Origin of the sequence: Mycolicibacterium iranicum (genome assembly GCF_002101705.1) — a bacterium.
GTDB lineage: Bacteria > Actinomycetota > Actinomycetes > Mycobacteriales > Mycobacteriaceae > Mycobacterium > Mycobacterium iranicum.
Window position 1 is genome coordinate 275,231 of record NZ_LQPC01000047.1, and the last position, 25,267, is coordinate 300,497.

Consider the following 25,267-nt stretch of genomic DNA (forward strand, 5'->3'; position numbering starts at 1 on the left):
TCGGGTTCGTCTTGCGTTGGTCTTTCAACCGAACAACACCGAAGTTAGGAGTCCAACCTGAGAGGGACCTAATAGCGACTTAGGTCTGTGCTGCGAAACGGGCAACGATTCGGAATAGGAGTCAGTCAGATCGTGAGCCTGCCGAGTTCGGCGGTGGCTCGGCGTTCAACGAACAGCGGAACGAAGTCCCGGATGGGGCGGCCATCGAATTGGGCGTACTGCTCATGGACGACGCGCGCCACTTGAGACGGCTCGATGTTTACGTGCGCATCGGCCAATCGCTCCGCGAGCTGGTCGATGATCTGCTGTTCACTCAACGCGATCATGCTGCTCAGCGTGCGGCAATCAACTGCGCTCGTCAATGCCGAACGAACGGGGCGGTCCCGCGATCCAGCAACAACCTCGTAAACGTGTGACAAACGTCAAATGACCATTGTGTACGCGTCTGACGTCGTTACTTCAGCTTCAAGACGGATGCTGGGACCCAGTGCGTCACGGGGTCCCGCTCGACTCCGTGCTTCACCCGGTATGTCACCAGTCCCCACCACCGGCCCTGTTCGCTGAGGCCCCAGCAGGTGAGCTGGCCCTCGACGATGGAGTCCATCTGCAAACCTTTCGGGTGGTATCTGCCTTCGCAATGGGGTTCGCGCGGAAACAGGGCGACGAGGTCGACGAGGACGGCGCGAGGCGGATGGACCCGGCGGAAGACGGAGCGAAGCGGCTGGCCGCCGTGCCCGATCTTCTGCATCGCCATTTATCGATCATATGTTCGAATCCGCGCGAGCTCTAGCGCCGGCGGCGCAGTCCCTTGCGTCGCTGCAGGGTCCAGGCCGGCCGGCTCGGGTCCTCTCGTCGCACGCGCCGTTGAGTCGTTTGAAGGTGGTCCGAGAGTCCCTGCGGCTCAGCGTGATTCACTAGGTGAGTTCTCGACGCACGCGGTGGGCGGCGGCGTGGGCCCGCGACACGCCTTGTTGCAGAAAAATAGCCCCTGAACAGGGGCTATGTGGTGCGCGATACTGGGATTGAACCAGTGACCTCTTCCGTGTCAGGGAAGCGCTCTCCCGCTGAGCTAATCGCGCGGGTACATCCTTGGAGGTGGAGACGGGAATCGAACCCGTGTGCACGGCTTTGCAGGCCGTTGCCTCACCACTCGGCCACTCCACCGCTGGGGTTGATGCCACTGCATCCTCGAGCGGATGACGGGATTCGAACCCGCGACCCTCACCTTGGCAAGGTGATGCGCTACCAACTGCGCTACATCCGCGCGCCACGGGCGAGGTCGTCGCCCGTCGCGAAGCACGACGATAGTCCACGCAGTTAGGCATACACAAATCCCTTGCTCGTGTGGCGCGCCGCCGGTCAAAAGAGCCGGTAAGCCTCCCTGGCGATCACGAAGCCGTGCCCGTCGGAATTCGAGCACCGAATGCCCGATGGCTCGCTGCCGCAACTGATGCCGCCGCGTGCAAGGGTCTGCCCGAACTCGAGCGCGGGACCCATGCCCAAGGTGGTGTCGCCCGCGCAGACGAACCTTGCGGGTCCCTCGGCGCCGAGGGTGATGCCTTGTCCGTAGTCGGTGAAGTCAGGACAGTCCGCGGTTCGTGGCGGAGGCGACCAGTCGCGGGATGCGATGTCGCACCGGACCATGTCGTCGGCGAGCATGCATCCGATGTTTCCGCTCGGGGAGGCGAATGGGGTCAGATCGGCGGCGGCCGCCGGCGCGAAAAAGATCACCGCTGTGGCCGCGATCAAAGCTCCGCCGACCGGCCCACGCATCATGGCCGGACACTATGTGAGGTTTGCGCGTCGTGAGCGGTGATACAGGGAATTGCTGCGCAGTGATTCTCGGGCTGGAGTCGCTGCGTGTTAGTCTTCTGCCTCGTTCGATTCGTCGGAGTCCGGTCTCGTAGCTCAGTGGGAGAGCGTCCGCCTCACACGCGGAAGGTCGCTGGTTCGAAACCAGCCGGGACCACCAGGTCAGCGCAAGCTATCTGTCAGTTGTCTGGCATCGTGGCCCCTCTTTTTCGCATACGAAGCGCGGCGAGCGCGCGGGGTGATCAATCGGACTCGTCATCGCTTGCTTGCGGACCGCCTCATTCAGTTGGGGAGATTCCGACGCCCAGCCCTCGCCGCGAATGATTCGAGCGCACTGAGCACTTCAGGCGCACGCCAAGCCCTATTGCGTGCGCGGTCGGTGAACTCGACGATTATCCCTGCCTCTGCTAGCGGGTTGATGTATCGGCGCGCGTTGCCAGTCCTGATGTCCAGCTCGCGTTGGAGGAACCGCGCGTTCAAGACCGGGTGCTTGATGAGCAAGTCTGCGACGCGATGCACCGCTGAGTCGCGGCGGGCAGCGATTCTTGAGTTCCACTCCACGCGAATGGATCTGAGTTCCGCGACGAGCTGACGGCCGTTAGCGACCGCTAGCAGCGATGCTTCCGATAGGCGCGCGACGATCGGAGCGATGTCGCCCTGGCGGTAAGCGCCCAGAGCGTCGAAGTACCCATCGGTGTCGGTGAGCAGGCCTGCGGAGACGGGGACGGTGATCTGACGCGTGAGGCGCTTCTGGCGCAGCATCGCTTGGATGAGTGCGCGTCCTGTGCGGCCGTTGCCGTCGGTGAAGGGGTGGATGGTTTCGAATTGGGCGTGTGAAACCGCGATCTGGGGGAGTGCGGGCACATCGGTCCGGCGGGTGAAGTCGATTAGGTCCGCGATCGTGTCGGGGACGCGCGAGTGGTGGGGAGCGATGTACTCGGCGCCGCGAGGTCCGAAATTTCCGCCACCGATCCAGACCTGTTCAGTGCGCCATCTTCCCGCGGAGGCTGGGTCGTTGTCACGCATCAGGGCGGCGTGCATGGCAAGGATCGCGTGCTCGTCGAGGTGGTCGGCCAGGGCAACGGCCGCTTTCATCGCCTCGGTGTTGGACACGATCAGCGTGGCGTTGCGCCGGCTGGTGTCGCCGAGAGCTTCGGCTTCGGCGATGGCTCGTGCCGAAGCGGTCAGGTTTTCGATGTTGGAGCTTGCTGCGGACTCGGATCGCAGCAGGACCGATGAGAACGGTGCGATCTCGTCGCCAAGCTCGGCGTCGAAACGAGTGATCTCGTTGCTCGCCTCCTCAGCGTCTGCGAGCACTGCAGCTGGCAGTGTGACGGCTAGCTCGGCAATGGATGCGGGGATCGCTGCGTCGTACTTCCCGGCCTGGCGCTGTGCCGCGCGCAGGTCCGCGAGTCCGTAACCTGCTTCAACGGGTGCTTCCCAGTTCAGCGTCTCGTACGTCAGCGCGGTGCTGCCAGTTACTGATGCCACCCGTTCAGGATAGCATCACTTATATAGTTAAGTGATGCTAAATCAGCTTCTGGCCATCACCTATGGACGCATGCTTAGGCGTGGCCCCATCTGGCCCCACGGGGTGGTGGGAACACCGCTTGACCCCTCCCTGAGGGGAGTATTAGAGGAATCTCCCTGATTGTCTCCCAGCGGGGCGGAACGGCACCCCAAATTTGCACTCCTCTAGGTGGGGCCAAAATGGGGCCAAGTTTTCAGAACAGGTGCTTAAACGGGTCCAATTCGATCATTCTGCACCGCTCTGATCAGCAAGGACAGAAATCCGTTGTGCCCCAACCCATCTCACACGCGGAAGGTCGCTGGTTCGAAACCAGCCGGGACCACCAGAAGTCTCTTGCGCGCGCGGCAGCAATTGCGAGGTGTTGACATCGCGGTGGTGTTTCGTCACAGACAGCGTCACATGGGTCTGATGCGCGAATGGGCAACATCACAACCTGCACTATGTTGGCTAGCCGACGGCGGTTCGTGTTGGGGCGGGGCGCAGTAGTTCGCCGTCGAGTCGGCTCGCGGTTTTGGGAGGTCTGTGCTTCCGGGGCCGGATCGCCAGCGAGGGCGCCGCAATTCTGACCCGCGACCGCCAGGTCCGAGTAGGGCGCGATTTCGCACTGGCGCAGCCGGATTGGCGACTGACCCTGGCTTCGCAGTTGGAGGCCGCCACTACAAGCATGGAGAAATTGCCGCCCGAGCCCTGGATCTGCCAAGCCCACCCGCCGTGATGGGTGCCGCGCCGACGTGCGAGACGACGCGGCCGTGAACCGCTCTGGAAACGAAGGATGATCTACGGTCCTTCGGGTTCACGCTCTCCCTGACAACAGTCCAAAGCATCTTGATCAAATCTTCATGGGACCACGAGCGAACGCATACTCGGGGTCCCGAGGCTGGAACTGAAGCGGCAGACCACTGCCGCATGGACGCATGACGTCCTGGAGTTGCGTGAGGAAGGATGTGCGATGCAGCACAAACGACATGTTTACGGGCTCGCTGCGGTGGCAGTGTCTGCCCTGGTTGTCAGCGCGTGTTCGAGTTCGACGAGCGGTTCTGAGGAGACGTCGACCTCGGCATCGACCTCGGCCGCGGCATCAGGTGCGCCCGGTCCCACGAACAGCGACGGAGCGCACAACGACGCTGATGTGTCATTTGCACAGATGATGATTCCGCATCATCAGCAGGCGATCGAGATGAGTGACATGCTTCTCGGAAAGCAGGACATCGACCCTGAGGTCACGACTTTGGCGAACGAGATCAAGAACGCTCAGGGTCCGGAGATCGAACAGATGCAGGCTTGGCTGCAGGAGTGGGGCGTGTCTTCTGCGCCGGCACCTAGTGCCGGGGACATGCCTGGGCACAATATGCCCGGTCATCAAATGCCCGGTGCTGGCGACATGGGCGATATGGCCGGCAGCCACGGCATGATGTCCGAGGCCGATATGGCGGAACTGCAGAACGCTCAGGGCGCCGCGGCAAGTCGCCTGTTTCTAGAGCAGATGATTGTCCATCACGAGGGTGCAATCACTATGGCGCAGCAAGAAATCGACAACGGACAGTTCGCGGCGGCAGTCGAGATGGCACGCAACATCGTCTCGTCGCAGCAAGCTGAAATCACGAAGATGCAGGAGCTCTTGCAAGGGTAAAAGCACGATCTGATTACGTGAGGGCGGAACCGGTGCTGACGTGCACCTCGCCGTTGCGGGTGAGGCCCCAGGGCAGGTCGACAACGAAGATTGCTCCTGTGCCGGGTCCCGCGCTTCTGGCGGCAATGTTCCCGCCGTGTGCCTCGACAAGCGCTTTGGCGATCGCCAGGCCCAGTCCAGCACCACCGTGGTCGCGATCGCGCGCCGTATCGGCTCGGTAAAACCGTTCAAACAGCTGCGGCAGATGTTCGGTGGTGATGCCCTCGCCGTCGTCCCTGACCTCGAGTCTGAGCCGAGTGCCTTTGTTGGTGGCGCTGATCTCGACGGTGCCTCCGGATGGGGTGTGGCGCAGCGCATTCTCGAGCAAGTTGCCCAACACCTGCCCCAGGCGTTGCTCGTCGGCCCACAGCGGGGGCAAACCAGGATCGACTTGTAGGTGCAGGGAGACGCCCTTGCTGTCATAGCGCTCCCTGACCGCAGCGACGCTGCGACGGGCCAGACGATCGACATCGAGCGCGGTATACGACATTGACACCGAACTCTCTTCGGCTTTGGCCAATGCCGCCACGTCGTCGGAGAATCGAACCAACCGCCGAGTCTGGTCACGCAGCATCGCTGCGGTCTGCGGTGTCAAGGTTCGCACCCCGTCTTCGAGCGCCTCAATGTAGGCCTCGAGCACTGCGACAGGTGTGCGGATCTCGTGCGCCAGGTCGCCGAAAAGACGCTGTCGAGTCGAATCGACTGCCTGCAGCCGCGATGCCATTTGGTTGAATGCGGTAGCGAGAGCGTCGAAATCGTCGCCTAGTCGAGGCGGGGACACGCGAATGTCGTAGTGACCTTCGGCGATGTCGGTCGCGGCTGAGGCGACCTCTGTGACCGACCGTTGCAAGCGTCGGCTGACGTAAAAACTTACCGCCAACGCAGCGAGGGCCGACACTGCGAGAGCGCCTCCGATGGAGATGACCGTCGCGTAGCCGTATGCCTCTTCGGCATGCATTTCTTCCAGTGAGTCCGTGGGTACCCCGGCGAGGTGGAGATGTTCCCGAAACAGTGGCGGACCTACGACCGCAGCCACGATGGAGGTCGTCGCGGCACCGGCGATCAACACGATGGCCTGGGCTGCCAGCAGGCGCAGGCCAATTCCGGGGCGGCGCCACCACCACCGTCGTGGGGATGATGCCGTGTTCACTGGCCCGTGCCCATGCGGTATCCAACTCCTCGGACCGTCGCGATGTATCGCGGCCGAGCGGCATCGTCGCCGAGCTTGCGCCGGAGGTGTCCAATATGGACGTCGACCAGATGCTCGTTGCCGACCCAGGGTCCGTCCCGAACAATCTCCAAGAGTTGACGTCTGCTCAGCACCATCCCAGGCCGCCCCGAGAGTGCTTCGAGAATGTCGAATTCTGTGCGAGTCAACAAGATCGCCTCATCGTCGATGTGTACTTCCCTGGCTGCCACGTCGATGCTGAGCGGCCCAAATCGCCGCGGTGGCGTGATCTCGGGTCCTGCGGTCTGCGACGCGCTTTGCAAGACGCGCGGCCGCCTGAGCATCGCCCGGATGCGCGCTACGAGTTCCCTCGGACTGAAGGGCTTGGTGATGTAGTCATCCGCGCCGACCGTCAGTCCCAGGATGGTGTCCAGTTCGGTATCACGGGCCGTGAGCATCACGACGTAGGCATCGGAGAACGTGCGAAGCTGTCGGCATACTTCAAGGCCGTCGATGCCGGGTAAGCCGATATCGAGGATGACGACGTCGGGATCAAGCTCGCGTGCGATGGCGATGGCATCGGCGCCGTTGTTTGACACGATGGTTTCGAATTGCTCGCGTTCCAGGTAGCTGGCTACTACCTCGGCCAGCGGCACTTCGTCATCGACGACGAGCGCTCGATAACCTTTCGCATGCTCACACGGCGAGGCCGGGGACTGCTCCATGTTTCTCATGGTGCCTGTCGGCAAGGCCCGACGGCGGAGAGACTGTCCGTATCGGTTCGATCTTGAGCAGATCTTCACAGGACCCATATCAAGAGGACTCCACGATTAAGCAAGGCTCGAGCGTGAAGGGAGGGCAGGGATGCAGTCGGTGATGGACGGATACTTCAACAATCTCGGGTGGGAACCCTGGTTGCTTGTGTGCTCCGCTTTGGTAATGCTGTGGGCTGGGGTGCAACAGCTCTGTTCCAATCCTCGGGACGGCTACCCGGTGTTCACAGCACGGAACTGATGCACAACGATGGCAGCCTCGACGCAGGATCGCCCAGACGCCCCCGCGAGAAGGATTGAGCGACCACTTGGGGCTGAGTTCCAGTCAGCTCTCTATGATTCGAACGACGTAGGTAGCCATGCCTGCCAGCCGAACGGGGGAGATCCTGACCGGCACACCGGTCTGCTGTGCTTCGATGATCTGACCTCCCCCTAGATAGATGGCTTCGTGTTGGCCTCCGCCAGGTCCCCAGAACAACAGATCTCCCCGTTCGGCTTGAGAGGGGGGCACCTTGCGGCCAGTGTCGTATTGATCGCCTGAGTAACGCGGAAGCAGAATTCCTACTCCGGCGAAGGCGAATCGCGTCAGGCCTGAACAGTCGAAGCCCACCGTGCCCGCTCCTTGATTGACTCCGCGGCTGGGCCCATTGAGGCTGCCGCCGCCCCACGAGTAGGGAACGCCTATTTGCGTGCCAGCCCTGCGAATTACGTATTCGATCGCCTGAGCACCAAACAGCCTATTACTGCGAATGCTCGCTGCGGGACTGGCTGTGGGGCTGGCAAATCCCAAGCTGCTCAAGAAGTTGCGCCCCATCGTCACAGCGGTCTGTGTCGCCAGTGCCGTCGCTTGCAGCGACGCATTCGCGATGGCGACAGGATCTCCTGGTGCTCCCGCGCTCGGCATCTGGGGGAGAAGCGGGTCCCACGGGGATGTCGCGGGTTGCGCTGAGGCGACCGGAGCGCACGCGAGGACCAACGTTGCGACGGCGGCAACGATCCGCGACAGAATCCGAACCTTGGGGTCACTTGGGGAGGTCTCCGTGCTGGCGCCACGTTTTCTGGCCAAACATCGGAGGCATACAACTGATCCCACGTGCTTCTCCCATTCCGGCGCCGAGAAATGCGCTGCTGATACATCGCAACGATGCCTGGCGGTGAGGCACGATCGTCGCTGCGCGACAGTCACATACGTAGCAAATACGTAGGAAACCTAGCTCACAAAACTCCCTTCAGTCGCATTCGTAACCGAATTGCAGCATCTAGATATGTTGCAATGAAACTGATTTCAAGCCGCCACTGAGGCCGCCTGTGAAGTGTTGCCTTGGGCGACTAGACGTTGGCGTCACCGGCTTTTCACCGCTGCTACGGGATGTTCCAATCTCCGGGGGCATCGGTCACCGAGAGGGTCGACCATCGACCGGGCCGCGTCCTCGGGCCGTTGCTTAACTGTCGTTGTCGGCAGTTTGGCTTTGCTGGCGCTTCGATGAAGATCTGATAAAGGTGCGCAGTCATGTCGCAGAAGTGGCGCCGAGCACGTGCGCCTTCGCAAGGCCGTCAGCGATGTACTGATCCCAACGATGCGGCGTCGCGTCTGGGCGGTGCGACGCTGCGTAGCTCTAATGTGAAACAGCGCAACGTGATCGCGACCCGCGAGGCCTCGGTCGGCGGGCGCACGCTGTGGTGAGCAGATCCATCCCCCGTAGCGCATCGAAACGAGCTCGCCTGCACCCATCACCTATCACCCTTCACCCGTCAACGGCCAATCGTCGTCTCGGGCGTGACGCACTTTTACCGGAATGCCGACGCCTGCCCCTCTGCGTAACTTCCGGGTCAAGGGTCCGAAAAAGCTGGGCGCAGGAAGTCCGATTCGGCTTACGCAACTAGTTGCCACATACCCTATGGGGGTATAGAGTAGACCACACTTATACCCCATGGGGGTATGTCGAATATATGAGGCGGAGCGTGGCCGTGATCACCAGCAAGTACGTGGTAACGGGGATGACCTGCGGGCACTGCGAGCTGTCGGTGCGGGAAGAGGTGAGCGAGGTCGGCGAAGTCGAAGCCGTTGAGGTGAACGCCAAGACCGGCGATTTGATCGTGACCTCAAGCGGCCCGATCGACGATGCGAAGATTCTCGCCGCTGTCGATGAGGCCGGCTACTCGGCGGTGCGGGTCGCATGAATGCCGCGGGCTTCGCGTCCAAAGGGCCGCTTATGACCCGCGCCGGCGCCGCGGACGATGGCCTGCCACCTTCAACGCACGGCTACATCAGCGACAAAGACAAGTACCTCAAGCGCATGAAACGCATTGAAGGGCAGGCCCGCGGCATCAGCACCGCTGCCGCCGGTGGGCCAGAATCCGACGCCAAACTCGCCGAAGCATCCGAAGCTATCGCCCGACTCGTGCGATCGTGACGGCCTCGGCGGCGCAGCCGCGTCCGCCTCTTCCCGACGCCATGGGGGCATCGAAACATCACGTGAGCTCCATGAAGGAGAGCAGCAGATGACACATCACCAGAACAAGGCAGCAGCGTCGCCGTACAACGACGTCCGGGCCGACCATGAAAGCCACGGCGAGCACCACGGGCACGCCGAGCACGAGCCTCACACCCAGCATGGTGGCCATACCCACGCCGGGCACGGCGATCACGTCGCACAATTCCGAAAGCTCTTCTGGATCAACCTGCTTCTCGCCGTACCCGTCGTGGCGTTCTCCACCATGTTCGCGATGCTGATCGGCTACGAAGTCCCCGACGTCGCGGGCGCCCGCTGGATTGCGCCCCTCCTTGGCTCAGCGATGTACGTCGTCGGCGGGCGTCCCTTCCTCACCGGCGCGGTCAGCGAAATCCGTTCCCGCAAACCAGGAATGATGCTGCTGATCGGGCTGGCGATCACCGTCGCCTTCCTCGCGTCCTGGGGTGCCAGCCTGGGCCTGCTGCATCACGAACTCGAGTTCTGGTGGGAACTGGCGCTGCTGATCGTCATTATGCTGCTCGGACACTGGGTGGAAATGCGCTCGCTCGCCCAAACCACCTCCGCGCTGGACTCGCTGGCCGCTCTGCTCCCCGACGAAGCCGAAAGGGTCGACGGCGACCACACCATCACGGTCGCACCCGCAGACCTGGTGGTGGGGGACCTCGTCGTCGTCAGGCCCGGTGGAAGCGTGCCGGCTGACGGCAGGATCGTCGCCGGTCGTGCCGACATGGACGAATCGATGGTGACCGGCGAATCACGACCCGTCACCCGTGACGTCGGCGATGCAGTCACCGCCGGAACCGTAGCAACGGATTCCGGGTTGCGGATAGAGATCACCGCCACGGGCGAGGACACCGCACTCGCCGGAATTCAGCGTCTGGTCGCCGAGGCGCAGAACTCCTCCTCACGCGCCCAACGCCTCGCAGACAGGGCGGCCGGCTGGCTCTTCTGGTTTGCGCTGCTGATCGCCGTCATCACCGCGACTGCCTGGACGATCGCGGGTGATCCCGACGCCGCGGTGATACGGGCAATCACCGTCCTGGTCATCGCTTGCCCCCACGCGTTGGGCTTGGCGATCCCACTGGTCGTCTCCATCGCCACCGAACGCGCCGCACGGGGCGGCGTGCTCATCAAAGACCGGCTCGCGCTGGAAGCGATGCGCACCATCGACGCGGTGTTGTTCGACAAGACAGGCACTCTCACCAAGGGCGAACCCACCGTGACAGCGATCGAGACCACCGGCGACCTTGATGGCAACGGTGTGCTGGCGCTGGCCGCCGCAGCCGAGGCCGATAGCGAGCATCCACTGGCGCGCGCCATCGTCAAAGCGGCCCATGACCACAAGCTCGATATCCCACGCGCAAGCGGCTTTTCGTCTTCCCCGGCGGTTGGTGTCACCGCGACAGTCCATGGACAAGAGATTCGCGTCGGCGGTCCACGCCTGCTTGACGAAGTTGGCGCCGACGAGGTCACGGCTGCCGCGCAATGGCGAGCCCAGGGAGCCATTATTTTGCATGTCGTCCGTGATGACATCGTCGTCGGCGGCCTCAGCTTGGCCGACGAAATCCGGCCCGAGTCTCGCGAAGCCGTCGACGCGCTCCACAAACTCGGTGTCGAGGTCGTCATGATCACCGGCGATGCCGACGCCGTCGCTCAAGCTGTCGGGCGCGAACTCGACATCGACCGCGTGTTCGCCGGTGTGCGCCCAGAAGACAAGGCCACCAAGGTGTCTGAGCTGCAACACGAGGGAAAGAAAGTGGCCATGGTAGGTGACGGGGTCAACGACGCCCCGGCACTGGCACAGGCCGACGTCGGCATCGCCATCGGGGCAGGCACCGATGTCGCCATCGCTTCCGCCGGAGTCATCCTGGCCAGCTCAGACCCGCGATCGGTGCTGTCGGTGATCGAACTGTCCCGCGCCACCTACCGCAAAATGAAGCAAAACCTCTGGTGGGGCGCCGGATACAACCTCATCTCCGTACCCCTGGCAGCCGGAGTCCTGGCACCGGTCGGATTCGTCCTGCCCATGTCGGTCGGTGCAATCCTGATGTCACTATCGACCGTCGTGGTGGCATTGAACGCCCAACTGCTGCGCCGACTCGACCTCAGCCCCGAGGCCAGCACCCGCGCTGTCCTGACCCGCTAGGACGGAGGTTTACTCGTGTTGCAATGCGTAGCGATCAGTGTGCGTGGTCATGATCCTCGTGACCGCTCAGAGGCGCGGCAGGGGGAAGCGGTTCGCTGATGGGCGCTGGCGTGGGACCGGCAGGAACCCCTCCAGGTGCCGGGGCGGGAGCGTCGACCGGGCGCGCGGCAGGCGGGGAAGTCACGGGCTCAGGAGCATGACCGTAATGGTCATCAGCATGTTCGCCGGTCGACGCGTGATGACCTGGTTCCGCCGCGGGCCCGTGGCCGGTTGTCCCGTGATCCCCGTGCCCGTGCCCGTGGTCGCCGTGCCGCAGGCCAGAGGCAGCCCCGACTGTAGACGCCAACGCAACGACACCGACCGCGCCGAGCAAGATCGCAGCACTTGCGAAGGCCGACACCGGCTCCCCGCGCAGACCGCGATACCAAACCCAGCCGGCGCCCATCACGACATAGATCTGAAGGAGAAGCGCGCACAAGTCAGCGCCGGCCACGATCTCGGTCTGTCCGGCGTGCGGACCGATCGGAGCCCCCGCCGTGCGGGACAGCGCCCAAAGGACAATGGCGCCAACGTTGACCAGAATCCCGGCGGCAAGCACCAGTGTCGTTGTGTGGACGAGAACAACGCGGGACCACACCAGCTGAAACAGAGCAATCGCTAGAAAGAAGAGACCCGCAGGGGCCCACTCCTGCCAGTGGGCAGGGACGACGGCGAAGTGAATAACAGAGGCGCCCAGTGAAGCTAGCGCGGCAAGGCGGGCCGCCAACCTGCTGTCTGTCCTTTTCACCGTCTGAGACGCCACCCGTCCGATGATGACAGCAGGTATCACGTCCGAAACTCGGCGACATCACATCGCCACCCGAACGAGACGACGTCGTCATCTGGCCGGCTAACCGCCATCGTTCTGAAACTGTGCGACCTTCTCGGAAGACGCATCGACGCTGACGGAATCCTTACCGCTTCGTTTCGCGTCGTACATCAGCGCGTCGGCTTGGCGCAGGAGCATCTCGGCGTCACACCCTCCGTTTCCGGTCACGACGCCCGCGCTGACGGACAGCCGGTCATAGGTGCCTCCCATGCTGAGCGTGATGGGTCGACGCAGATCTTCTCGAAGCTGTTCTGCGATACCCTCCAACTGCCCGATGTCGGACGTGTTGGGGCACAGCACGGCGAATTCGTCGCCACCCAAACGGCCTGCGGTGTCGGTCATTTCGATTGCCGCCAGTACCCGGGCCGATACCTCGAGAAGTACTTTGTCGCCTTCGGCATGTCCCCATGTGTCGTTGACTGCTTTGAAACCGTCGAGGTCGAGGAAGATCAGACCCACGCCATCTGACGCCCCGCTGCGCACCAACTCCAGGGCGTCCTCGATCCGTTCGACGAACAGATCGCGATTGACCAGCCCGGTCAGCGAATCGTGCGATGCGAGATGGTCTGCCCTGTCGCGTGCCTCCTCGAGTTCGGCGATCAGTCGCGCGCGCGAGTCGCGGTAGAGCGACAGCGTCAGCACAACTAGGGTCAGACTGCAGACCATGCCCTGCGCCAACAGTGCCCGCATCTGAACGTCATCAACGACGAACCCCCTGCCGGACAGCGTCGCGTAGACGATCCACCCGCCCGCGACCAGGAGGAACACGGTGCTGCCCGTCGTGCTGTACCGCAGTGCCACCCACATGGCGGGTAGCAGCGCTATGAACGCCATCGGTATGCCGGCATGCAGCCAGAACGTCCAGAAAAACAGGACCGCCACGCCGCAGGTCACGAGGAACACCTCAAGGACGGTTTGCGCGCTGAAGCGCCTCCAGTGTGTTTCTCGGTTGCGCAAAGTCAGCCAAATCGACAGTCCCAGCAGCGCCATCGCGCCATTGCGCACGGCGAATAGCGCGAACGTCTCCACCACCGGCGCACCACCGACGAGCGCGAAGTATCCCGTCGCGAGCACCGCGGCCGAACAGGTGCCGACTGTCACGGCGGCGACGAGATGCGCAAAGTCGGCTGGGTCGCGAAGCGTGACCTCATCTCGGCCGGCGGTCAGAACCTGCACCGTGACGACCGACAAGACCACGTTGACGAGGACAAACCACAGGCTCAGGGGTACCGCGGCGCCCGTTGTGAGGTTGGTTGCGAATGAGACGACAGCGAGGAGGGCGACATGTGCCACCCGCACCCATGTGCGGCATCTCCACACCGAGAGCATCCAGATCGCTCCGACCGCTGCTGCGGGCCACAACAGCGCCACCTCGCCACCGGCGAGTCGAGTCGCGCGTCCGGCAAGGACGGATAAGGAGTACACGAGGGGGAACGCGACCAAGTGGGCTGCGGAGCAGGTCATTGATTCACACTCCACCCCACTCCTGACGTCAGCGGCAGCTTCAGGATGCCGTCCCGGGGGATCTCCGCGGGGCAAATGACGCGTACGTCAGAGATTAGTTTCTGTACACCGTTCGGTTGTTGCCTTCTGCCGCCGCACGATGCGCCATCCGTGGGATCGCGTCAGCCGTGCACGCCGTTGCCTTGCGAGCAATGTCCGCAACACAGCCTTGTGCGATAGCGCTTCCATTGTGCAGCGCTCGTAGCTGGCGGGGCAGAGGCATTTGGACCCTATTGCTTCACAGAACACTCCGTGATCTGCGGCTTCCGGGCATTTGGACCCTAGTGCCGCGTCGCGCACGCGCTTAACGTCAGCATGCGGATCTATTAGGGGAGGCCTGTATGCAGACCAACGTGCTCGTGGGTTACGACGGTTCGCCGGCGGCGGGAGCTGCCATCACGGCGGCAGCGGTGCTCTTCCCGGACGCCCACGCCTGGATTGCCTACATATGGGAACCGCCCTTTGCCGGCAAAAGGCTCCGGCGAAGGTTACGCACACTCGCGGCCACCGCGGACGAACTTGCCGAACTCATCGAGCAGGAAGGCGAGCGCGAGGCGGGCGCCATCGTGGCTGCCGGCGTCGCGTTGGCGACGGCGGCGCAATGGGATGCCGAGCCAATCGTCAAGCGCGCCGTCGGTTCAGACGGCCTGAGGCTGGCGCAGTTGGCAGAAAAGCTCGACTCCGACGTGCTCGTGCTCGGCGATCGGGGCCTCGACGGGACGCAGGAGGTGGTCGGCGGCGTGTGTGACATGGCGGTGCACTTCGCTACGGTTCCGGTCCTGATGGTGCCCAGTCCTCTGCTGTCTGGAGAGTTCGACGCACTGGAGGGCGGCCCGGTGGTCGTCGGCTACGACGGTTCCGCGGCAGCCGATGCGGCGGTGTCGAAGGTCGAGCGCCTGTTCCCGGATCGGAAGGTGGTACTTGCGTCCGTTCGCGGGGACGGCGACGACGAAGTCACGGGTCCCGATGGAGCCGAGGTCTTGTCGGTGTTCGAGTCGAACCGTTTTGGTCGCCCTCGCGACCGCTCGGTGGCCGATGCGCTCATTCAATGCTGCGACGATACGGACGCCGCGGTGCTGGCCGTCGGTTCGCGCGGACGCTCACCCGTCCGTGAAGTTCTGCTCGGAAGCGTCGCGGCCGCCGTCCTGCGCCGCGCCCACCGGCCGGTCCTGGTCGTTCACAGCTGATCAGGTCGCCTGCGGAATTCGCGTGACGCCCGGGCTGCACGGGTGCCGCTCGATCGCATCCGCGATTTCGCGTCGGCGCGTCTGCTGAGCCCGGCGCGCGATGCCGCGCAGCATCTTCTGCTCCATCACGAAGTGGGGGATGTCGAACCAGAAGTGACCGACGGCGCCGCCGCTGCTTCGCGCCAGCAACCGCGTCCACCCCACCTCGCGGCGTAACACGAATGACCAACTGCCGCTGGCTTTTCCGCCTCGCTGTAAGCGCACATAGTCGTCCGGGGACACGAGAACCAGATGAGATTTCGGCTCTACCGCGGCGACGATCTGCCGCGCGTCTGGGCCGTATCGGTGGGCCAGCCATACGGTGTCGCCCACCTGGAGGTGCTGCCACTCCGGATGGATGACGTCGGCGTTGCGGATGTCGGCTCCGACGGCTCGCTCCAGCAGGGAGTAGCTGTAGAAGCCCGCCCGATCCTCGCCGATCTGAACCAGCCACGGCCAGATGTCGTGGCGCGGAGCGTCGACCGTCACGGCGCGGGTCGCGCGCCTGGTGCCTTCCTTGACGAGTTCGTCGCCGGGCAACGTGGCGCTGACCTCGTCGGCTCGAGCACCCTAGGTCTGAATCCAGGGCTGCACGTGGGCGCGGTACAGCGCGGCGATGCCGATGGCGGCCATTGCGTCAGCCAGGAGTTCTCGTTGCTTACCCATGCCCTGACGTTATGGATCCAGGGGACCGTCGCGTAGAGCCGAAAGTCACGTTCGCCGGTGCGTCGGCCCAGGGCGCTCGGGGGCTCGAAAAGATCGCCCGGGCGCCGCCGAACCTGCATCAACCCTCGGCGGCTCCGACGGGGATGTGCTTTTCGGGTGCCTCAACTTCTTTGAGCGGCACGGCGACGCGGAGAATCCCTTTGTCGTAGCTGGCTTTGATGCCATCCTCGTCCGCACCGGTCGGTAGGGTGACAGACCGGGTGAAGGAGCCGTACGCGAATTCCGAGCGGCCGTTGGATTCCTTCTTCTCGCTGCGCTCGGCCTTGATGGTCAGCACGCCGTTTCGGACGGTGATCTGGACGTCCTTGTCCGGATCGACGCCTGGGATTTCGGCCTGCAGCTCGTATGTGCCGTCGGTGATGTCGTCTTCGACTTTGATGGGGTGGGTGCCGAACAGCGGGCGCAATGTCGCCCACTGCGGCAGGCCCGAGAAGAACTCGCTGACTTCCGGCCACGACGGCCGATGATGTTGCGGTGCAACAACGTCGTTCATGATGCTCTCCTGACATCGATGGTTGGTAGTGCGGTGGAGTTGCAGTTGAATCCGACCACCGACGAATCGACCTCACTAGGGACTGAAGTCCCTGGCATGCGGGTCGTTCGTCTGGCGAATCCGGTCCTGCTGGTTTGCGACGCGGTCTACAAGTCCAGGACCGGTCGCATGACGCAAAGGACTACCGGCCCTAGCGGATGAGTCCCTGTCGGGACGAAGGTGAGGCCATGCCGAAAAAGACTGGAATGGTCGTCGCCGCAGCGGCGTTACTGTACGCCGCGCGCCGCTACTTCCGTGACTGGGGCACGACCAAGGGCGAGGCAGGCGAGAAGCTCGCGGGTGACGAACTGCTCTCACCGCCAGTGCTGCAGGCGACCGAGGCGGTGTGGATCGACGCACCCGCCGACGAAGTGTGGCCCTGGCTGATCCAAATGGGCCAGGACCGTGGCGGCCTCTACAGCTTCGAGGCGCTCGAAGACGTCATTGGTCTTCGCTATCACAACGTCGACACACTTCATCCGGAATGGCAGCACCTCGCGGTGGGGGATGCGGTCCGGTTGGTGCCGAAGGGATGGCTCGGTCTGACCGAAGGGGTCGAAATGCAGGTCGTCCAAGTAACTGCACCAGAGACGATCGTGCTGCGTACGCAAAAGCCGCAGTCGCCGTGGGATGCAGTGTGGTCGTTCCACATCGTCGCACAGTGGGAGGATCGCTGTCGGCTGCTGATCAGATCCCGTCTGGCGTTGCGCCACCCCGGCGAGGTGCTGCTGGCAGAGGTGGCAGGACCGGCCAGAGCACTCGTCACTCGCGGCATGCTCCTTGGCATCAAGCGTCGAGTCGAGAGCCGGTCCGGCATTTCGGCTCCGAAACAGCCTGTCGACCAATGACCTTCGGCCCTAACCGAGGCGAGGGTCAGCGGCGTACCAACGAGCCATGAGCAATACAGCAGACACTGCCACCGTCGTCGATGTCACCACACACGGTGAGTTTCCCGGCGCCGTCGAGTACGCGAAAGCAAAGATCGGCAGCGTCGCCCGCTTGACCCGCCGCCCGATGTCGCACGCACGGGTGAGGCTGACCCGCAGTCATCGCGCGGCCGCGGAGAAGCCGGTGATTGCGCAGGCGAACGTGGATTTTGGTGGTCGTGTCGTGCGCGCGCAGGTCGAGGCCGACGATGCACTCGAGGCCATCGACATGCTGGAAGCGCGGCTGCGCAGGCAGGTGGAGCACCTTCACCACTTGTGGGACCCCCATCGCGGTCCGGACACCGCGCCGCCATGGCGCAAATCGGGTGAACCCAGGTCGCACGCCGGATCCTCGGCAGGCGCGGTGGGTTACCCGCGGGTCATTCGTCGCAAATCGTTCGCCATGGCGCCATGCACGGTGGACGAGGCCGCCGCAGAGATGGAACTGCTCGATTACGATTTTCATCTGTTCAATGAGATCGGTTCGGGCGCCGCCGCAGTCCTGTACAGGGGTGGGCCCACAGGACATCGCCTCGCGCTGGTGGCGCCCGCGCTGGCTGGTGAGGTCGCGCCGTACCGGCTGCTCGCCACGATCAGCCCCCATCCGGTGCCGTGCCTACGCGAAGAGGATGCTCTGGCCAGGCTGAGCGAGATGAATTTGGCGTTCCTGTTCTATATCGACGCCGCGGAAGGTCGCGCCTGCGTGCTGTATCGCCGCTACGACGGCCACTACGGACTGATCACGCCCGCCGGGTGAACGGTGAGAAGCGCTCTGAGGTCTTGCGGCGACTCCGAATGTGACAAACGGCCTTAGAGATCCGTGAGCGGCCGGTCTTAGCGTCAGAGGCAGGGCCGCCGCCAGGCGGTGAGAATCGAACGGAGAGTGCGACCATGACTTCTCAACAATTGCCGAGGCTGCACGGCATCGTGGCGGCGGTGGACGGCTCGCCGACATCCGAAACGGCGCTGGCATGGGCTGCGCGTGATGCGTCGCTGCGCGATGTGCCGCTGACCGTGGTCCACGTCCAGCCGTCCGACGAGGTCGGCCCATGGCTGGACCTTCCGATCTCCGAGGAGTATCTCGAGGCCCGCGATCGTCAGAGCACCGGGATCGTCGACAGGGCAGTTGAACTCGCCGGCACCGCAATGGAGGGGCGTCGCCGCGTCCCCGTGGAGAAGCTGGTCTTGCGAGGCCCGGTGATGCCTGCGCTGCTGGATGTGTCCAAAGACTCCGACATGATGGTCGTCGGATGCCGCGGATTGGGTGCACTCGCGGGGCTGCTCTTGGGCTCCACCAGTTCGGCCCTCGTCCATCACGCACATTGCCCGGTCGCGGTGGTGCACGAACACTCGGGTTCAGGCATTGCTGTCACTGCACCGGTGGTCGTCGGGGTCGACGCCTCGCCAGCATCCGAATTGGCAATCGCCATCGCCTACGACGAAGCATCGAGACGCGGTGTCGAATTGGTTGCCGTCCACACGTGGATGAACAACGCCGACTTCTATGTCGACGTCCCGGTCGAGGACCTGGCCAAGCAAGCTGACGAGGAACTCGCGCAGCGGCTCGCCGGTTGGGGCGAGCGGTATCCGGACGTGACGGTGCGCCGCGTCGTGGGACAGGACAGCGCCGCGCACCGCCTGATCGAGGAATCCGAGGACGCCCAGCTTCTGGTCGTCGGCAGTCACGGCCGCGGTGGCTTCGCGGGACTTCTTCTGGGATCGGTCAGTTGGGCAGTGGCCCAGTCGGCCCACATCCCGGTAATTGTGGCTCGTCAATCCTGAATCGGTCCGCCCGCGGCGTCGATGTTGATTCGCAGCTTGAGCATCTCTCCGTCCCGGCGAACCGTGACAGGCCAGCCGGCGTCACGAATCACCTCATGGACGGCATGGTTTGCGGCCAGTACGTCGGCAACAAAGCACCGCATACCGTTGCTTCGTGCCTGGCGCCCGAGCTCGTGGAGCAGCGCCGTTCCGATGCCTCGGTGATGTTGTTCGTGGGCAACGACAATGGCGACTTCCGCGCACCCGTCCTCCGACGTGTCGACGTAGTTCGCGACTCCCTGCAAGTCGCCGGATTCGAAGGCCCCCAACGCGCAACCACGGTCCGACGGCGTGGTCAGCGACAGCGCCCACTCACCGATGTAGGTCGGATAGCGGGTCAAGAACCGTCGATAGCGTTCGTCGGCGTCGAGCTCGCTGACCAGACGAATGACGGCGTCATAATCGTCGTTGCAGAGAACTCGGACGTCGATGTGCGGCGCGGAACGATTCACAGCGTCGTGCCTCCCGGTCCCCTCGTGGAATGAATCTCAGCCTAGGGGACCCGAAGTCGGGCAGCCGTGGGGCATTCGGCTCACCACGAGGGGACCTTCGCCCCTGCCGTGCACTTCGTACCTCCCGCGATGATTGTCTTGACGAGCGAACCAGGGCGAGACGAGGTGCAACATGCAGGTTTTCATGAACAGCTTCGGCGTGTGGCTGCGCCGGTTGACAGCACGGAATCCGCTCGTTCGAGTAGCTGACCGCTTCGAAGCGTTTGCCCTTCTCGCGGTCGGCGCGGTCATGATCTTGACCGTGCCGGTGGCGGGTGCTGTGGGTACCGCCACCCACGACCGACTTTCAGAATCTTTCGCCGCGCAGCGGCTCGTCCGCCAGGATGTCACCGCGACCGCGGTCGCGGACAGCCGAGAAGATCCGGAGCCCTACCAGACGCTTTACGTCACGACCGTGACGTGGACCTACAACGGCGTGACCCATGAGGACGACGTTCGTACTCACCGCATCAATGCCGGCGACACGGTAGTGATTTCGGTTGACGGCGCGGGGAACCGAACTGCGCGGGTACCGACCGACGATGACGCGGCGGCGCAGGCGGTACTCGCGGCACTGGGTTTGTGGTGCGCGGTGGTGACCGCTGCCGTCGCGTCGTGGCTGTTGCTTCGAATGCGGTTGAACCACTTGCGTTCCACCGCCTGGGATCGTGAGCTCGACGACCTCGCCGACAACGGAGGTAGGGCCAATAACAGCGCGGCGTGAGGGCGATACGGATACCCGCGAGAATCGGAGAGGCAGAGCGATGGTCGATGGCGGGCCGGTGGTCGTGGGTGTCGATGGTTCTCGCGCAGCACTGAATGCAGTGTGTTGGGCTCGCTTGGAAGCGCTTTCACGAGATAGCGTCCTTCGACTCGTCCACGCTGTCCCCGCTCACGCAGAGGGATACGATACGGCGCTGAAGCATGCCGAACAAACGGCGAGGGCGACACCGCATCCCGTGCGCATCGAAGTTGCTTCGGTCATCGGAATGCCGGGCGAGGTTCTACTGCGGGAATCCGAGAGCGCGGCGATGGTCTGCATCGGTTCCAAAACCATTCGGGCAATGGACGGAACGTCCATAGGTCCTACCGCGAAGGCTCTCGCCGAGGCCGCCCGCTGCCCGGTCGCGATCATCCGGACACGGCGGGACGGATCACCGCACACCGAGGGTGTGGTTGCGGTGGTTCTGTCCGACGAAGACGGTAACGACGAGGCGGTGCATCTGGCCATGCATGAGGGCAGACTGCGGCACGCGACGGTCCGTCAGATCGACCAACGCGCCACGAGTTGGGTGCGGCGCTACCCCGATGTCCATGTCGAAACCGTGGCAGCCGGGACGGGACAACAGTACGACCGACATGATGTGACGAGTGTCGGGGTAGGTCTGGCAGTGGTGGGGCGCAGGGACGCACAGGAATTGGCCGGCGTGACGTCACCCAACTGCCACCCCATCGTGGGCTATCCGGATTGTTCGGTTCTGCTCGTGCGGGCGTGATGGTTGGAGATGAATGCCGCCGCTTGGGTTCTGCGCTGCATGCCCAGTTTCTCGAGCAGGCGCGACACGTAGTTCTTGACGGTCTTCTCGGCCAGGAACATTTGGTCGGCGATTTGCTTGTTGGTCAGGCCCTCGCCGATGTGCTCGAGGAGGACCCGCTCCTGCCCGCTGAGCGCCGCCAGCGGATCTTGCTGCTGCTTTCCTTGACGTAGCTTGGCCATCAGTGCTGCTGCGGCCCGATTGTCGAGCAGCGAACGACCTGCCCCGACGTCTTTGACTGCTTGCGTCAATGCCAGGCCTTTGATGTCCTTGATCACGAAACCACTTGCCCCGGCGAGGATCGCATCGAGCATTGCTTCGTCGGAGGTGTAGGACGTCAACATCAGGCAGCGCAAGTTGGGCAGGCGTGACAGGAGATCTCGACACAGTTCGATGCCGTTGCCGTCGGGAAGCCGGACATCGAGTACAGCGACATCCGGCTGAAGTGCCGGAATGCGGGCCATCGCCTGCTCCACCGAGCCTGCTTCACCGACTACCGTCAGTTCCTCGTCCGCGCTGAGTAGCTCGACGAGCCCGCGACGGACAACCTCGTGGTCGTCGACCAGGAAGACCGTCACCATGTGCTCAGAGTAGGCGGTGCGGCTCGCAGATCAAGATGTCGAAGCAAATATCCTGCGAACTTGCCGTACTCCTCGGTCCGAGGAGGTCGGCGATCTCGGCGGCGCGTTCATGGGGGACTATCGCTAGCGCGATCATATCTTGGTTCCGCGCAAAGTAATTGAGGGCGCTTCCCGCCAGGGCGACTACCTCGGCATTGAGGTCGGGGTGCTTCTCGCGCCACGGTGCAAGCCTGCGTTCCCAGTCGCTTTTGACCGTGCGATTCATGCTGGTGACCGCATGGTGATCGTGGATGTCGGGGTATCGAGATCGTCGGGCTGCGACGACTCTCAACGCGGCTGAACGCAGAAGCGCTTCTTCGATACCGCGCACCATGGCGATTTCGCCTGCCTGCGAGTCCGTCACCTCGGCGACCACCCAATCCTTGCGGGAGTGTGTCCGACCCTGCGCGTGGACGATTGCCACCGGACACACCGCCGAATGTGCCACTGCCACTGCGACGGAACCGACGTGGCCGATGCCGCCATGGCTGATTCCCATGGATCCCACACACAGCATCGCCGCCCCGTCGGCCTCCCGCCGCAAGATCTCGCCGGGCGGCCCGGTCAACACCTGAGCCTCTACTTTGACCGGTTTTCCGCTTCTCTCGACCGCGATCACCGCGGAATGGACGATCGTTCCGGCGTGGTCCAGGGCGTCAGCAGTGATCTGGGAGCTGTCCGGCGATGGCGTGACGGCGTGCACCAGCCGGACGGGTACGTCGCGGCTCGCGGCTTCGTCGACTGCCCAGAGCGCAGCAGCGGTGGCGGAATCCGATCCGTCGACGCCCACGATCACAGCGGGGGGACTGGACACGGCGGCTCACCGCCTGATCTCAAGCACGTCGGTGACTCGACGACGCGGTGTCGGGACTGCGATGTCGTCGGGGGCGGGCGCGGAACCTATTCGCACGAGAAGTTCAGGCGTGGACTCCGAACCGGTCAGTTGTCTGACGATCTCGCGGCTGGCGGGGACTTCCGTCAGGTGCGACAGCGTGCACGTCGCCAGGCCGGCCATCGTCGCGTCCAGCAGGATGGAGGACAGCAACTCGCCGCATCGAACCCGGCTGTCGCGAGTGCAATCCTCGGTCGACAACACGACTACCTCGGCATCGTCGTCGGAGATGTCTCTGCGCCGGTCGGCATGCGCGGCCACCGGGAAATCCCGTCCGATCGCGACACGTTTGCTTTCGGCGTCGGACGGTAAGGTGCCTTCCGGAATTCCCTCGGCGACCGCCACCTCGGATGTCCAGCCGACGAGTTCGGCGTGATACCCGGAATCGTAGAGACGCGCCGTTCTGGTCAGCTCCGACGCCCGGACGAGCTCGGGTTGTCGGGCATCGCCGATGGCGAATACCGACACGCCGTTCGAACCGACGCCGCGACTGATCGTTCCGAGGAAGACGTCCCAATCGGCCGGTCGTGCGTACGGAAGCCGGTCAGTGCGTCGGCGCGCAATCGCATCGGCGCGCCGCCGATGCGCCTCGGTGACGAAATCGAACGGTGTGAAGTCGACGGACGCCAGATGATCTCTGTTGTTCGGGTTGGGGAAGCGGTCGACATTGCACGTCCAGCCCGCAGCCGCCATCGCCACACGAAAGTGGTCGAGCGCAGCGCCGCAACTGATGAGCAATTCGCGTCCTGTCGGATCGGTGAGCTTCGGGGTCCGAGCGTCATCCAGGAACAGCGATACGACGGGTCCCTCGCTCACCCATCTCCACGGCTGGCTGTTGTGCAGCGACGGAGCACGACACGCCAGTGCCACGGCGTCGGTGATCACATCGATGTCCACGATCACGTCGCGCATCTCTACCTCCGTTCGATACGTTGACCATCGCCGGGAACCGGTCGGGAAACCAGGGTCAATGGTCCTCATCGGCCGATCCCAGAAGGCCCTGTCGCCGCGACGCAGCCGAGCGCAGGCTTGAGGGCATGGCTTCGGGGCTTGAATGCGCAGTTGAGTCACAGCCGGCGTGGATGACGCCGGGCAACCTCGGTGCCGAAGTCCACGAAACTCACACCGGCCTGGTCACCCTCGTCGGCGACCGGGCCTTCAAAGTCAAGAAGCCCGTGCGCACGGATTTCCTCGACTTCAGCACCGCCGCCAAACGCGCCGAGGCCTGCCACCGTGAGGTGCAGCTCAACCGTCGGCTGGCACCGTCGAGCTACCTCGGGGTGGGCCAGTTCCACCCGCCCGTGGGCGAGCCCGAACCGGTTGTCGTCATCCGCAGATATCCGGACTCCGAGCGGCTGGCCACGCTCGTTTCCTGCGGGGTGCCGGTGGGGAAATGGCTGATGACGATCGCTGAGATGCTGGCGCGTTTCCACGCCCATGCCGACCGCGGGCCCGTCGTGGACACCGAGGCGACGACGGAGGTGCTCCGGGACCGCTGGCAGCAGAATCTTTCGGAGTTGAAACGGCACGTCGGTCCCGTGATCGCCGAAGAGCCCCTGGCTGATATCGAGCGGCTGGCGATGCAGTACCTGGCCGGCCGCGCGCTGTTGTACGACAACCGCATCGCCGCCCGCCGTATCGTCGACGGACACGGCGATCTGCTCAGCCAAGACATCTTCTGCACCGCCGAAGGACCCGTGCTGCTGGACTGCCTGGAGTTCGACGACCGGCTTCGATACGTGGACGGCGTCGACGATGCCGCCTTCTTGGCAATGGATCTGGAGTTTCTCGGGCGTCGAGACCTTGCCGATCTGTTCCTCGACGAGTATTGCCTGCAAGCGGGTGATCACGCCGCGCACTCGCTACGGCATTTCTGCATCGCCTACCGGGCGGTCGTGCGAGCCAAAGTCGACTGCGTGCGCGTCGGCCAGGGAGACTCGGACGGTATCGCGGCAGCACAGCGGCACCTCGCCATCGCGCACTCGCACCTCAAAGCCGGCTGTGTGCAGCTCGTCGTCATCGGGGGTGGCCCCGGCACCGGCAAGACGACGATTGCCCATGCCTTGGCAGAGATCATCGACGCCCACGTCATCTCGACCGATGAGGTCCGGCGCGAACTTCGGCAGAGCGGAGACATCACCGGCGGAGTCGGTGACCTGAACGCAGGACTCTACGCGCCGGACAAGGTGTCCGCGGTCTACGACGAAGTCCTCAACCGCGCGCAAAACTGGCTCAGCGCAGGCCATTCCGTCGTACTGGACGGGACGTGGCGCGATGCGCGCCAACGCCAGCGGGCGCACACGGTGGCTGCCGAGACCCACAGCCCGATCGTCGAGCTGGTATGCACCTCGCCTGTCGGCGAAGCGGCGAATCGGATCGCGGGCAGAGGATCCACCGCCTCGGACGCCACCCCGGCGATGGCCGCCGAGCTGAGTGGATGGTCGGACGAGTGGCCCGGTGCCCACCCGGTCGACACCACACGTCCGCTTGAGGAGTCGGTGCGCGAGGCGCGCCAAGCGTGCGCGGCCGCGATCTAGGCGCAACTGTTCGTACC

The 25,267-nt window shown here is 63.9% G+C and carries 25 protein-coding genes, 4 tRNA genes and 1 pseudogene; 12 read left to right on the forward strand and 18 right to left on the reverse strand.

Annotated elements, in window-relative coordinates:
- Positions 1-125 precede the first annotated feature (125 nt).
- The 6 genes from AWC12_RS22560 to AWC12_RS22585 form a co-directional block, all read right to left on the reverse strand.
- A complete protein-coding gene (locus tag AWC12_RS22560) occupies positions 126-326 on the reverse strand; it encodes a three-helix bundle dimerization domain-containing protein (RefSeq protein WP_024449411.1) in 201 nt (66 codons plus the stop codon).
- 128 nt (positions 327-454) lie between these two features.
- Positions 455-748 carry a hypothetical protein gene (locus AWC12_RS22565; protein WP_085177400.1) on the reverse strand — a complete coding sequence of 98 codons (294 nt, stop codon included), beginning with the start codon at positions 746-748 and terminating at the stop codon, positions 455-457.
- A 256-nt stretch (positions 749-1,004) separates the two neighbouring features.
- A tRNA-Val gene (locus AWC12_RS22570) sits at positions 1,005-1,079 on the reverse strand.
- 11 nt (positions 1,080-1,090) lie between these two features.
- Positions 1,091-1,164, reverse strand: a tRNA-Cys gene (locus AWC12_RS22575).
- 27 nt (positions 1,165-1,191) lie between these two features.
- Positions 1,192-1,264 (reverse strand) — tRNA-Gly (locus AWC12_RS22580).
- Positions 1,265-1,359: 95 nt separating this feature from the next.
- Positions 1,360-1,773 carry a DUF6636 domain-containing protein gene (locus AWC12_RS22585; protein WP_085177402.1) on the reverse strand — a complete coding sequence of 138 codons (414 nt, stop codon included), beginning with the start codon at positions 1,771-1,773 and terminating at the stop codon, positions 1,360-1,362.
- Positions 1,774-1,897: 124 nt separating this feature from the next.
- On the opposite strand from AWC12_RS22585, the gene AWC12_RS22590 reads away from it, so the two are divergent.
- Positions 1,898-1,972 (forward strand) — tRNA-Val (locus AWC12_RS22590).
- A 122-nt stretch (positions 1,973-2,094) separates the two neighbouring features.
- Here AWC12_RS22590 and AWC12_RS22595 read toward each other — a convergent pair.
- Complete coding sequence (locus tag AWC12_RS22595; protein WP_085177049.1) at positions 2,095-3,303, reverse strand: Fic family protein; 1,209 nt, start codon at positions 3,301-3,303, stop codon at positions 2,095-2,097.
- Between the two features lie 989 nt (positions 3,304-4,292).
- Between AWC12_RS22595 and AWC12_RS22600 the strand changes: the two genes are divergently transcribed.
- Positions 4,293-4,973, forward strand: a complete 681-nt coding sequence (locus AWC12_RS22600; RefSeq protein ID WP_085177051.1) for a DUF305 domain-containing protein — start codon at positions 4,293-4,295, stop codon at positions 4,971-4,973.
- A 13-nt stretch (positions 4,974-4,986) separates the two neighbouring features.
- On the opposite strand, the gene AWC12_RS22605 is transcribed toward AWC12_RS22600, so the two are convergent.
- From AWC12_RS22605 to ripB, 3 genes are all read right to left on the reverse strand, one after another.
- A complete protein-coding gene (locus tag AWC12_RS22605) occupies positions 4,987-6,162 on the reverse strand; it encodes a sensor histidine kinase (protein ID WP_085177053.1) in 1,176 nt (391 codons plus the stop codon).
- A complete protein-coding gene (locus AWC12_RS22610; protein ID WP_110808716.1) occupies positions 6,159-6,914 on the reverse strand; it encodes a response regulator in 756 nt (251 codons plus the stop codon). The genes AWC12_RS22605 and AWC12_RS22610 overlap by 4 nt, the downstream gene beginning before the upstream one ends.
- Before the next feature lie 364 nt (positions 6,915-7,278).
- Entirely contained in the window at positions 7,279-7,962 is a 684-nt protein-coding gene (ripB, locus tag AWC12_RS22615) for an NlpC/P60 family peptidoglycan endopeptidase RipB (protein WP_234814136.1), read from the reverse strand.
- 941 nt (positions 7,963-8,903) lie between these two features.
- Here ripB and AWC12_RS22620 point away from each other — a divergent pair.
- The 3 genes from AWC12_RS22620 to AWC12_RS22630 all read left to right on the forward strand — a co-directional run bounded on the left by AWC12_RS22620 (position 8,904) and on the right by AWC12_RS22630 (position 11,573).
- Positions 8,904-9,134, forward strand: a complete 231-nt coding sequence (locus AWC12_RS22620) for a heavy-metal-associated domain-containing protein (protein WP_420087732.1) — start codon at positions 8,904-8,906, stop codon at positions 9,132-9,134.
- Positions 9,131-9,367 carry a metal-sensing transcriptional repressor gene (locus tag AWC12_RS22625; protein WP_412098545.1) on the forward strand — a complete coding sequence of 79 codons (237 nt, stop codon included), beginning with the start codon at positions 9,131-9,133 and terminating at the stop codon, positions 9,365-9,367. Before AWC12_RS22620 ends, AWC12_RS22625 begins: the two co-directional genes overlap by 4 nt.
- Before the next feature lie 88 nt (positions 9,368-9,455).
- Positions 9,456-11,573: a heavy metal translocating P-type ATPase gene (locus AWC12_RS22630; RefSeq protein ID WP_085177059.1), complete on the forward strand. Its 2,118-nt coding sequence runs from the start codon at positions 9,456-9,458 to the stop codon at positions 11,571-11,573.
- Between the two features lie 34 nt (positions 11,574-11,607).
- Here the strand turns inward: AWC12_RS22630 and AWC12_RS31715 are convergent, their stop codons facing one another.
- Positions 11,608-12,375, reverse strand: coding sequence for a hypothetical protein (locus tag AWC12_RS31715; protein ID WP_110808717.1), 768 nt, complete (start codon positions 12,373-12,375; stop codon positions 11,608-11,610).
- Between the two features lie 87 nt (positions 12,376-12,462).
- On the reverse strand, positions 12,463-13,905 hold the full coding sequence (locus AWC12_RS22640) for a GGDEF domain-containing protein (RefSeq protein WP_085177061.1): 1,443 nt from the start codon (positions 13,903-13,905) through the stop codon (positions 12,463-12,465).
- A 380-nt stretch (positions 13,906-14,285) separates the two neighbouring features.
- Between AWC12_RS22640 and AWC12_RS22645 the strand changes: the two genes are divergently transcribed.
- Positions 14,286-15,131: a universal stress protein gene (locus AWC12_RS22645; protein ID WP_024449476.1), complete on the forward strand. Its 846-nt coding sequence runs from the start codon at positions 14,286-14,288 to the stop codon at positions 15,129-15,131.
- Here the strand turns inward: AWC12_RS22645 and AWC12_RS22650 are convergent.
- Together AWC12_RS22650 and AWC12_RS22655 are read right to left on the reverse strand one after the other, a co-directional pair.
- Positions 15,132-15,836: pseudogene (locus AWC12_RS22650) on the reverse strand (hypothetical protein). It lies immediately after the preceding gene.
- Positions 15,837-15,954: 118 nt separating this feature from the next.
- Complete coding sequence (locus AWC12_RS22655) at positions 15,955-16,389, reverse strand: Hsp20/alpha crystallin family protein (protein WP_024449478.1); 435 nt, start codon at positions 16,387-16,389, stop codon at positions 15,955-15,957.
- Between the two features lie 227 nt (positions 16,390-16,616).
- On the opposite strand from AWC12_RS22655, the gene AWC12_RS22660 reads away from it, so the two are divergent.
- From AWC12_RS22660 to AWC12_RS22670, 3 genes are all read left to right on the forward strand, one after another.
- Positions 16,617-17,276 (forward strand): SRPBCC family protein, encoded by a 660-nt coding sequence (locus AWC12_RS22660; protein ID WP_024449479.1) that lies wholly within the window; start codon positions 16,617-16,619, stop codon positions 17,274-17,276.
- Between the two features lie 46 nt (positions 17,277-17,322).
- On the forward strand, positions 17,323-18,111 hold the full coding sequence (locus AWC12_RS22665) for an HPF/RaiA family ribosome-associated protein (protein ID WP_085177063.1): 789 nt from the start codon (positions 17,323-17,325) through the stop codon (positions 18,109-18,111).
- Positions 18,112-18,245: 134 nt separating this feature from the next.
- Positions 18,246-19,136 (forward strand): universal stress protein, encoded by an 891-nt coding sequence (locus tag AWC12_RS22670; protein ID WP_085177065.1) that lies wholly within the window; start codon positions 18,246-18,248, stop codon positions 19,134-19,136.
- On the opposite strand, the gene AWC12_RS22675 is transcribed toward AWC12_RS22670, so the two are convergent.
- Positions 19,127-19,627, reverse strand: a complete 501-nt coding sequence (locus tag AWC12_RS22675) for a GNAT family N-acetyltransferase (RefSeq protein WP_085177067.1) — start codon at positions 19,625-19,627, stop codon at positions 19,127-19,129. The two genes, AWC12_RS22670 and AWC12_RS22675, sit on opposite strands and share 10 nt — an antisense overlap.
- Positions 19,628-19,799: 172 nt before the next feature.
- Here AWC12_RS22675 and AWC12_RS22680 point away from each other — a divergent pair, with 172 nt between their 5' ends.
- Together AWC12_RS22680 and AWC12_RS22685 are read left to right on the forward strand one after the other, a co-directional pair.
- Positions 19,800-20,390 (forward strand): Rv1733c family protein, encoded by a 591-nt coding sequence (locus AWC12_RS22680; RefSeq protein ID WP_085177069.1) that lies wholly within the window; start codon positions 19,800-19,802, stop codon positions 20,388-20,390.
- Positions 20,391-20,430: 40 nt separating this feature from the next.
- Positions 20,431-21,162: a universal stress protein gene (locus AWC12_RS22685; RefSeq protein ID WP_024449484.1), complete on the forward strand. Its 732-nt coding sequence runs from the start codon at positions 20,431-20,433 to the stop codon at positions 21,160-21,162.
- Here AWC12_RS22685 and AWC12_RS22690 read toward each other — a convergent pair.
- From AWC12_RS22690 to AWC12_RS22700, 3 genes are read right to left on the reverse strand one after another with little or no spacing between them, the layout of a single operon-like run.
- A complete protein-coding gene (locus AWC12_RS22690) occupies positions 21,126-21,782 on the reverse strand; it encodes a response regulator (protein WP_024449485.1) in 657 nt (218 codons plus the stop codon). The two genes, AWC12_RS22685 and AWC12_RS22690, sit on opposite strands and share 37 nt — an antisense overlap.
- 4 nt (positions 21,783-21,786) lie before the next feature.
- Positions 21,787-22,635 carry a universal stress protein gene (locus tag AWC12_RS22695; RefSeq protein ID WP_085177071.1) on the reverse strand — a complete coding sequence of 283 codons (849 nt, stop codon included), beginning with the start codon at positions 22,633-22,635 and terminating at the stop codon, positions 21,787-21,789.
- Between the two features lie 6 nt (positions 22,636-22,641).
- A complete protein-coding gene (locus tag AWC12_RS22700) occupies positions 22,642-23,625 on the reverse strand; it encodes an Acg family FMN-binding oxidoreductase (RefSeq protein WP_085177073.1) in 984 nt (327 codons plus the stop codon).
- A gap of 125 nt (positions 23,626-23,750) precedes the next feature.
- Here AWC12_RS22700 and AWC12_RS22705 point away from each other — a divergent pair, with 125 nt between their 5' ends.
- On the forward strand, positions 23,751-25,250 hold the full coding sequence (locus tag AWC12_RS22705; protein ID WP_110808718.1) for a bifunctional aminoglycoside phosphotransferase/ATP-binding protein: 1,500 nt from the start codon (positions 23,751-23,753) through the stop codon (positions 25,248-25,250).
- Positions 25,251-25,267: the final 17 nt, after the last annotated feature.

Bases quoted from the DNA above. Each gene is read 5' to 3' on its own strand.
- AWC12_RS22560 (WP_024449411.1), bottom strand. From the start codon at position 326: ATGATCGCGTTGAGTGAACAGCAGATCATCGACCAGCTCGCGGAGCGA.
- AWC12_RS22565 (WP_085177400.1), bottom strand. From the start codon at position 748: ATGCAGAAGATCGGGCACGGCGGCCAGCCGCTTCGCTCCGTCTTCCGC.
- AWC12_RS22585 (WP_085177402.1), bottom strand. From the start codon at position 1,773: ATGCGTGGGCCGGTCGGCGGAGCTTTGATCGCGGCCACAGCGGTGATC.
- AWC12_RS22600 (WP_085177051.1), top strand. From the start codon at position 4,293: ATGCAGCACAAACGACATGTTTACGGGCTCGCTGCGGTGGCAGTGTCT.
- AWC12_RS22610 (WP_110808716.1), bottom strand. From the start codon at position 6,914: ATGAGAAACATGGAGCAGTCCCCGGCCTCGCCGTGTGAGCATGCGAAA.
- AWC12_RS22620 (WP_420087732.1), top strand. From the start codon at position 8,904: ATGAGGCGGAGCGTGGCCGTGATCACCAGCAAGTACGTGGTAACGGGG.
- AWC12_RS22625 (WP_412098545.1), top strand. From the start codon at position 9,131: ATGAATGCCGCGGGCTTCGCGTCCAAAGGGCCGCTTATGACCCGCGCC.
- AWC12_RS22630 (WP_085177059.1), top strand. From the start codon at position 9,456: ATGACACATCACCAGAACAAGGCAGCAGCGTCGCCGTACAACGACGTC.
- AWC12_RS22640 (WP_085177061.1), bottom strand. From the start codon at position 13,905: ATGACCTGCTCCGCAGCCCACTTGGTCGCGTTCCCCCTCGTGTACTCC.
- AWC12_RS22645 (WP_024449476.1), top strand. From the start codon at position 14,286: ATGCAGACCAACGTGCTCGTGGGTTACGACGGTTCGCCGGCGGCGGGA.
- AWC12_RS22655 (WP_024449478.1), bottom strand. From the start codon at position 16,389: ATGAACGACGTTGTTGCACCGCAACATCATCGGCCGTCGTGGCCGGAA.
- AWC12_RS22660 (WP_024449479.1), top strand. From the start codon at position 16,617: ATGCCGAAAAAGACTGGAATGGTCGTCGCCGCAGCGGCGTTACTGTAC.
- AWC12_RS22665 (WP_085177063.1), top strand. From the start codon at position 17,323: ATGAGCAATACAGCAGACACTGCCACCGTCGTCGATGTCACCACACAC.
- AWC12_RS22670 (WP_085177065.1), top strand. From the start codon at position 18,246: ATGACTTCTCAACAATTGCCGAGGCTGCACGGCATCGTGGCGGCGGTG.
- AWC12_RS22680 (WP_085177069.1), top strand. From the start codon at position 19,800: ATGCAGGTTTTCATGAACAGCTTCGGCGTGTGGCTGCGCCGGTTGACA.
- AWC12_RS22685 (WP_024449484.1), top strand. From the start codon at position 20,431: ATGGTCGATGGCGGGCCGGTGGTCGTGGGTGTCGATGGTTCTCGCGCA.
- AWC12_RS22690 (WP_024449485.1), bottom strand. From the start codon at position 21,782: ATGGTGACGGTCTTCCTGGTCGACGACCACGAGGTTGTCCGTCGCGGG.
- AWC12_RS22700 (WP_085177073.1), bottom strand. From the start codon at position 23,625: ATGCGCGACGTGATCGTGGACATCGATGTGATCACCGACGCCGTGGCA.
- AWC12_RS22705 (WP_110808718.1), top strand. From the start codon at position 23,751: ATGGCTTCGGGGCTTGAATGCGCAGTTGAGTCACAGCCGGCGTGGATG.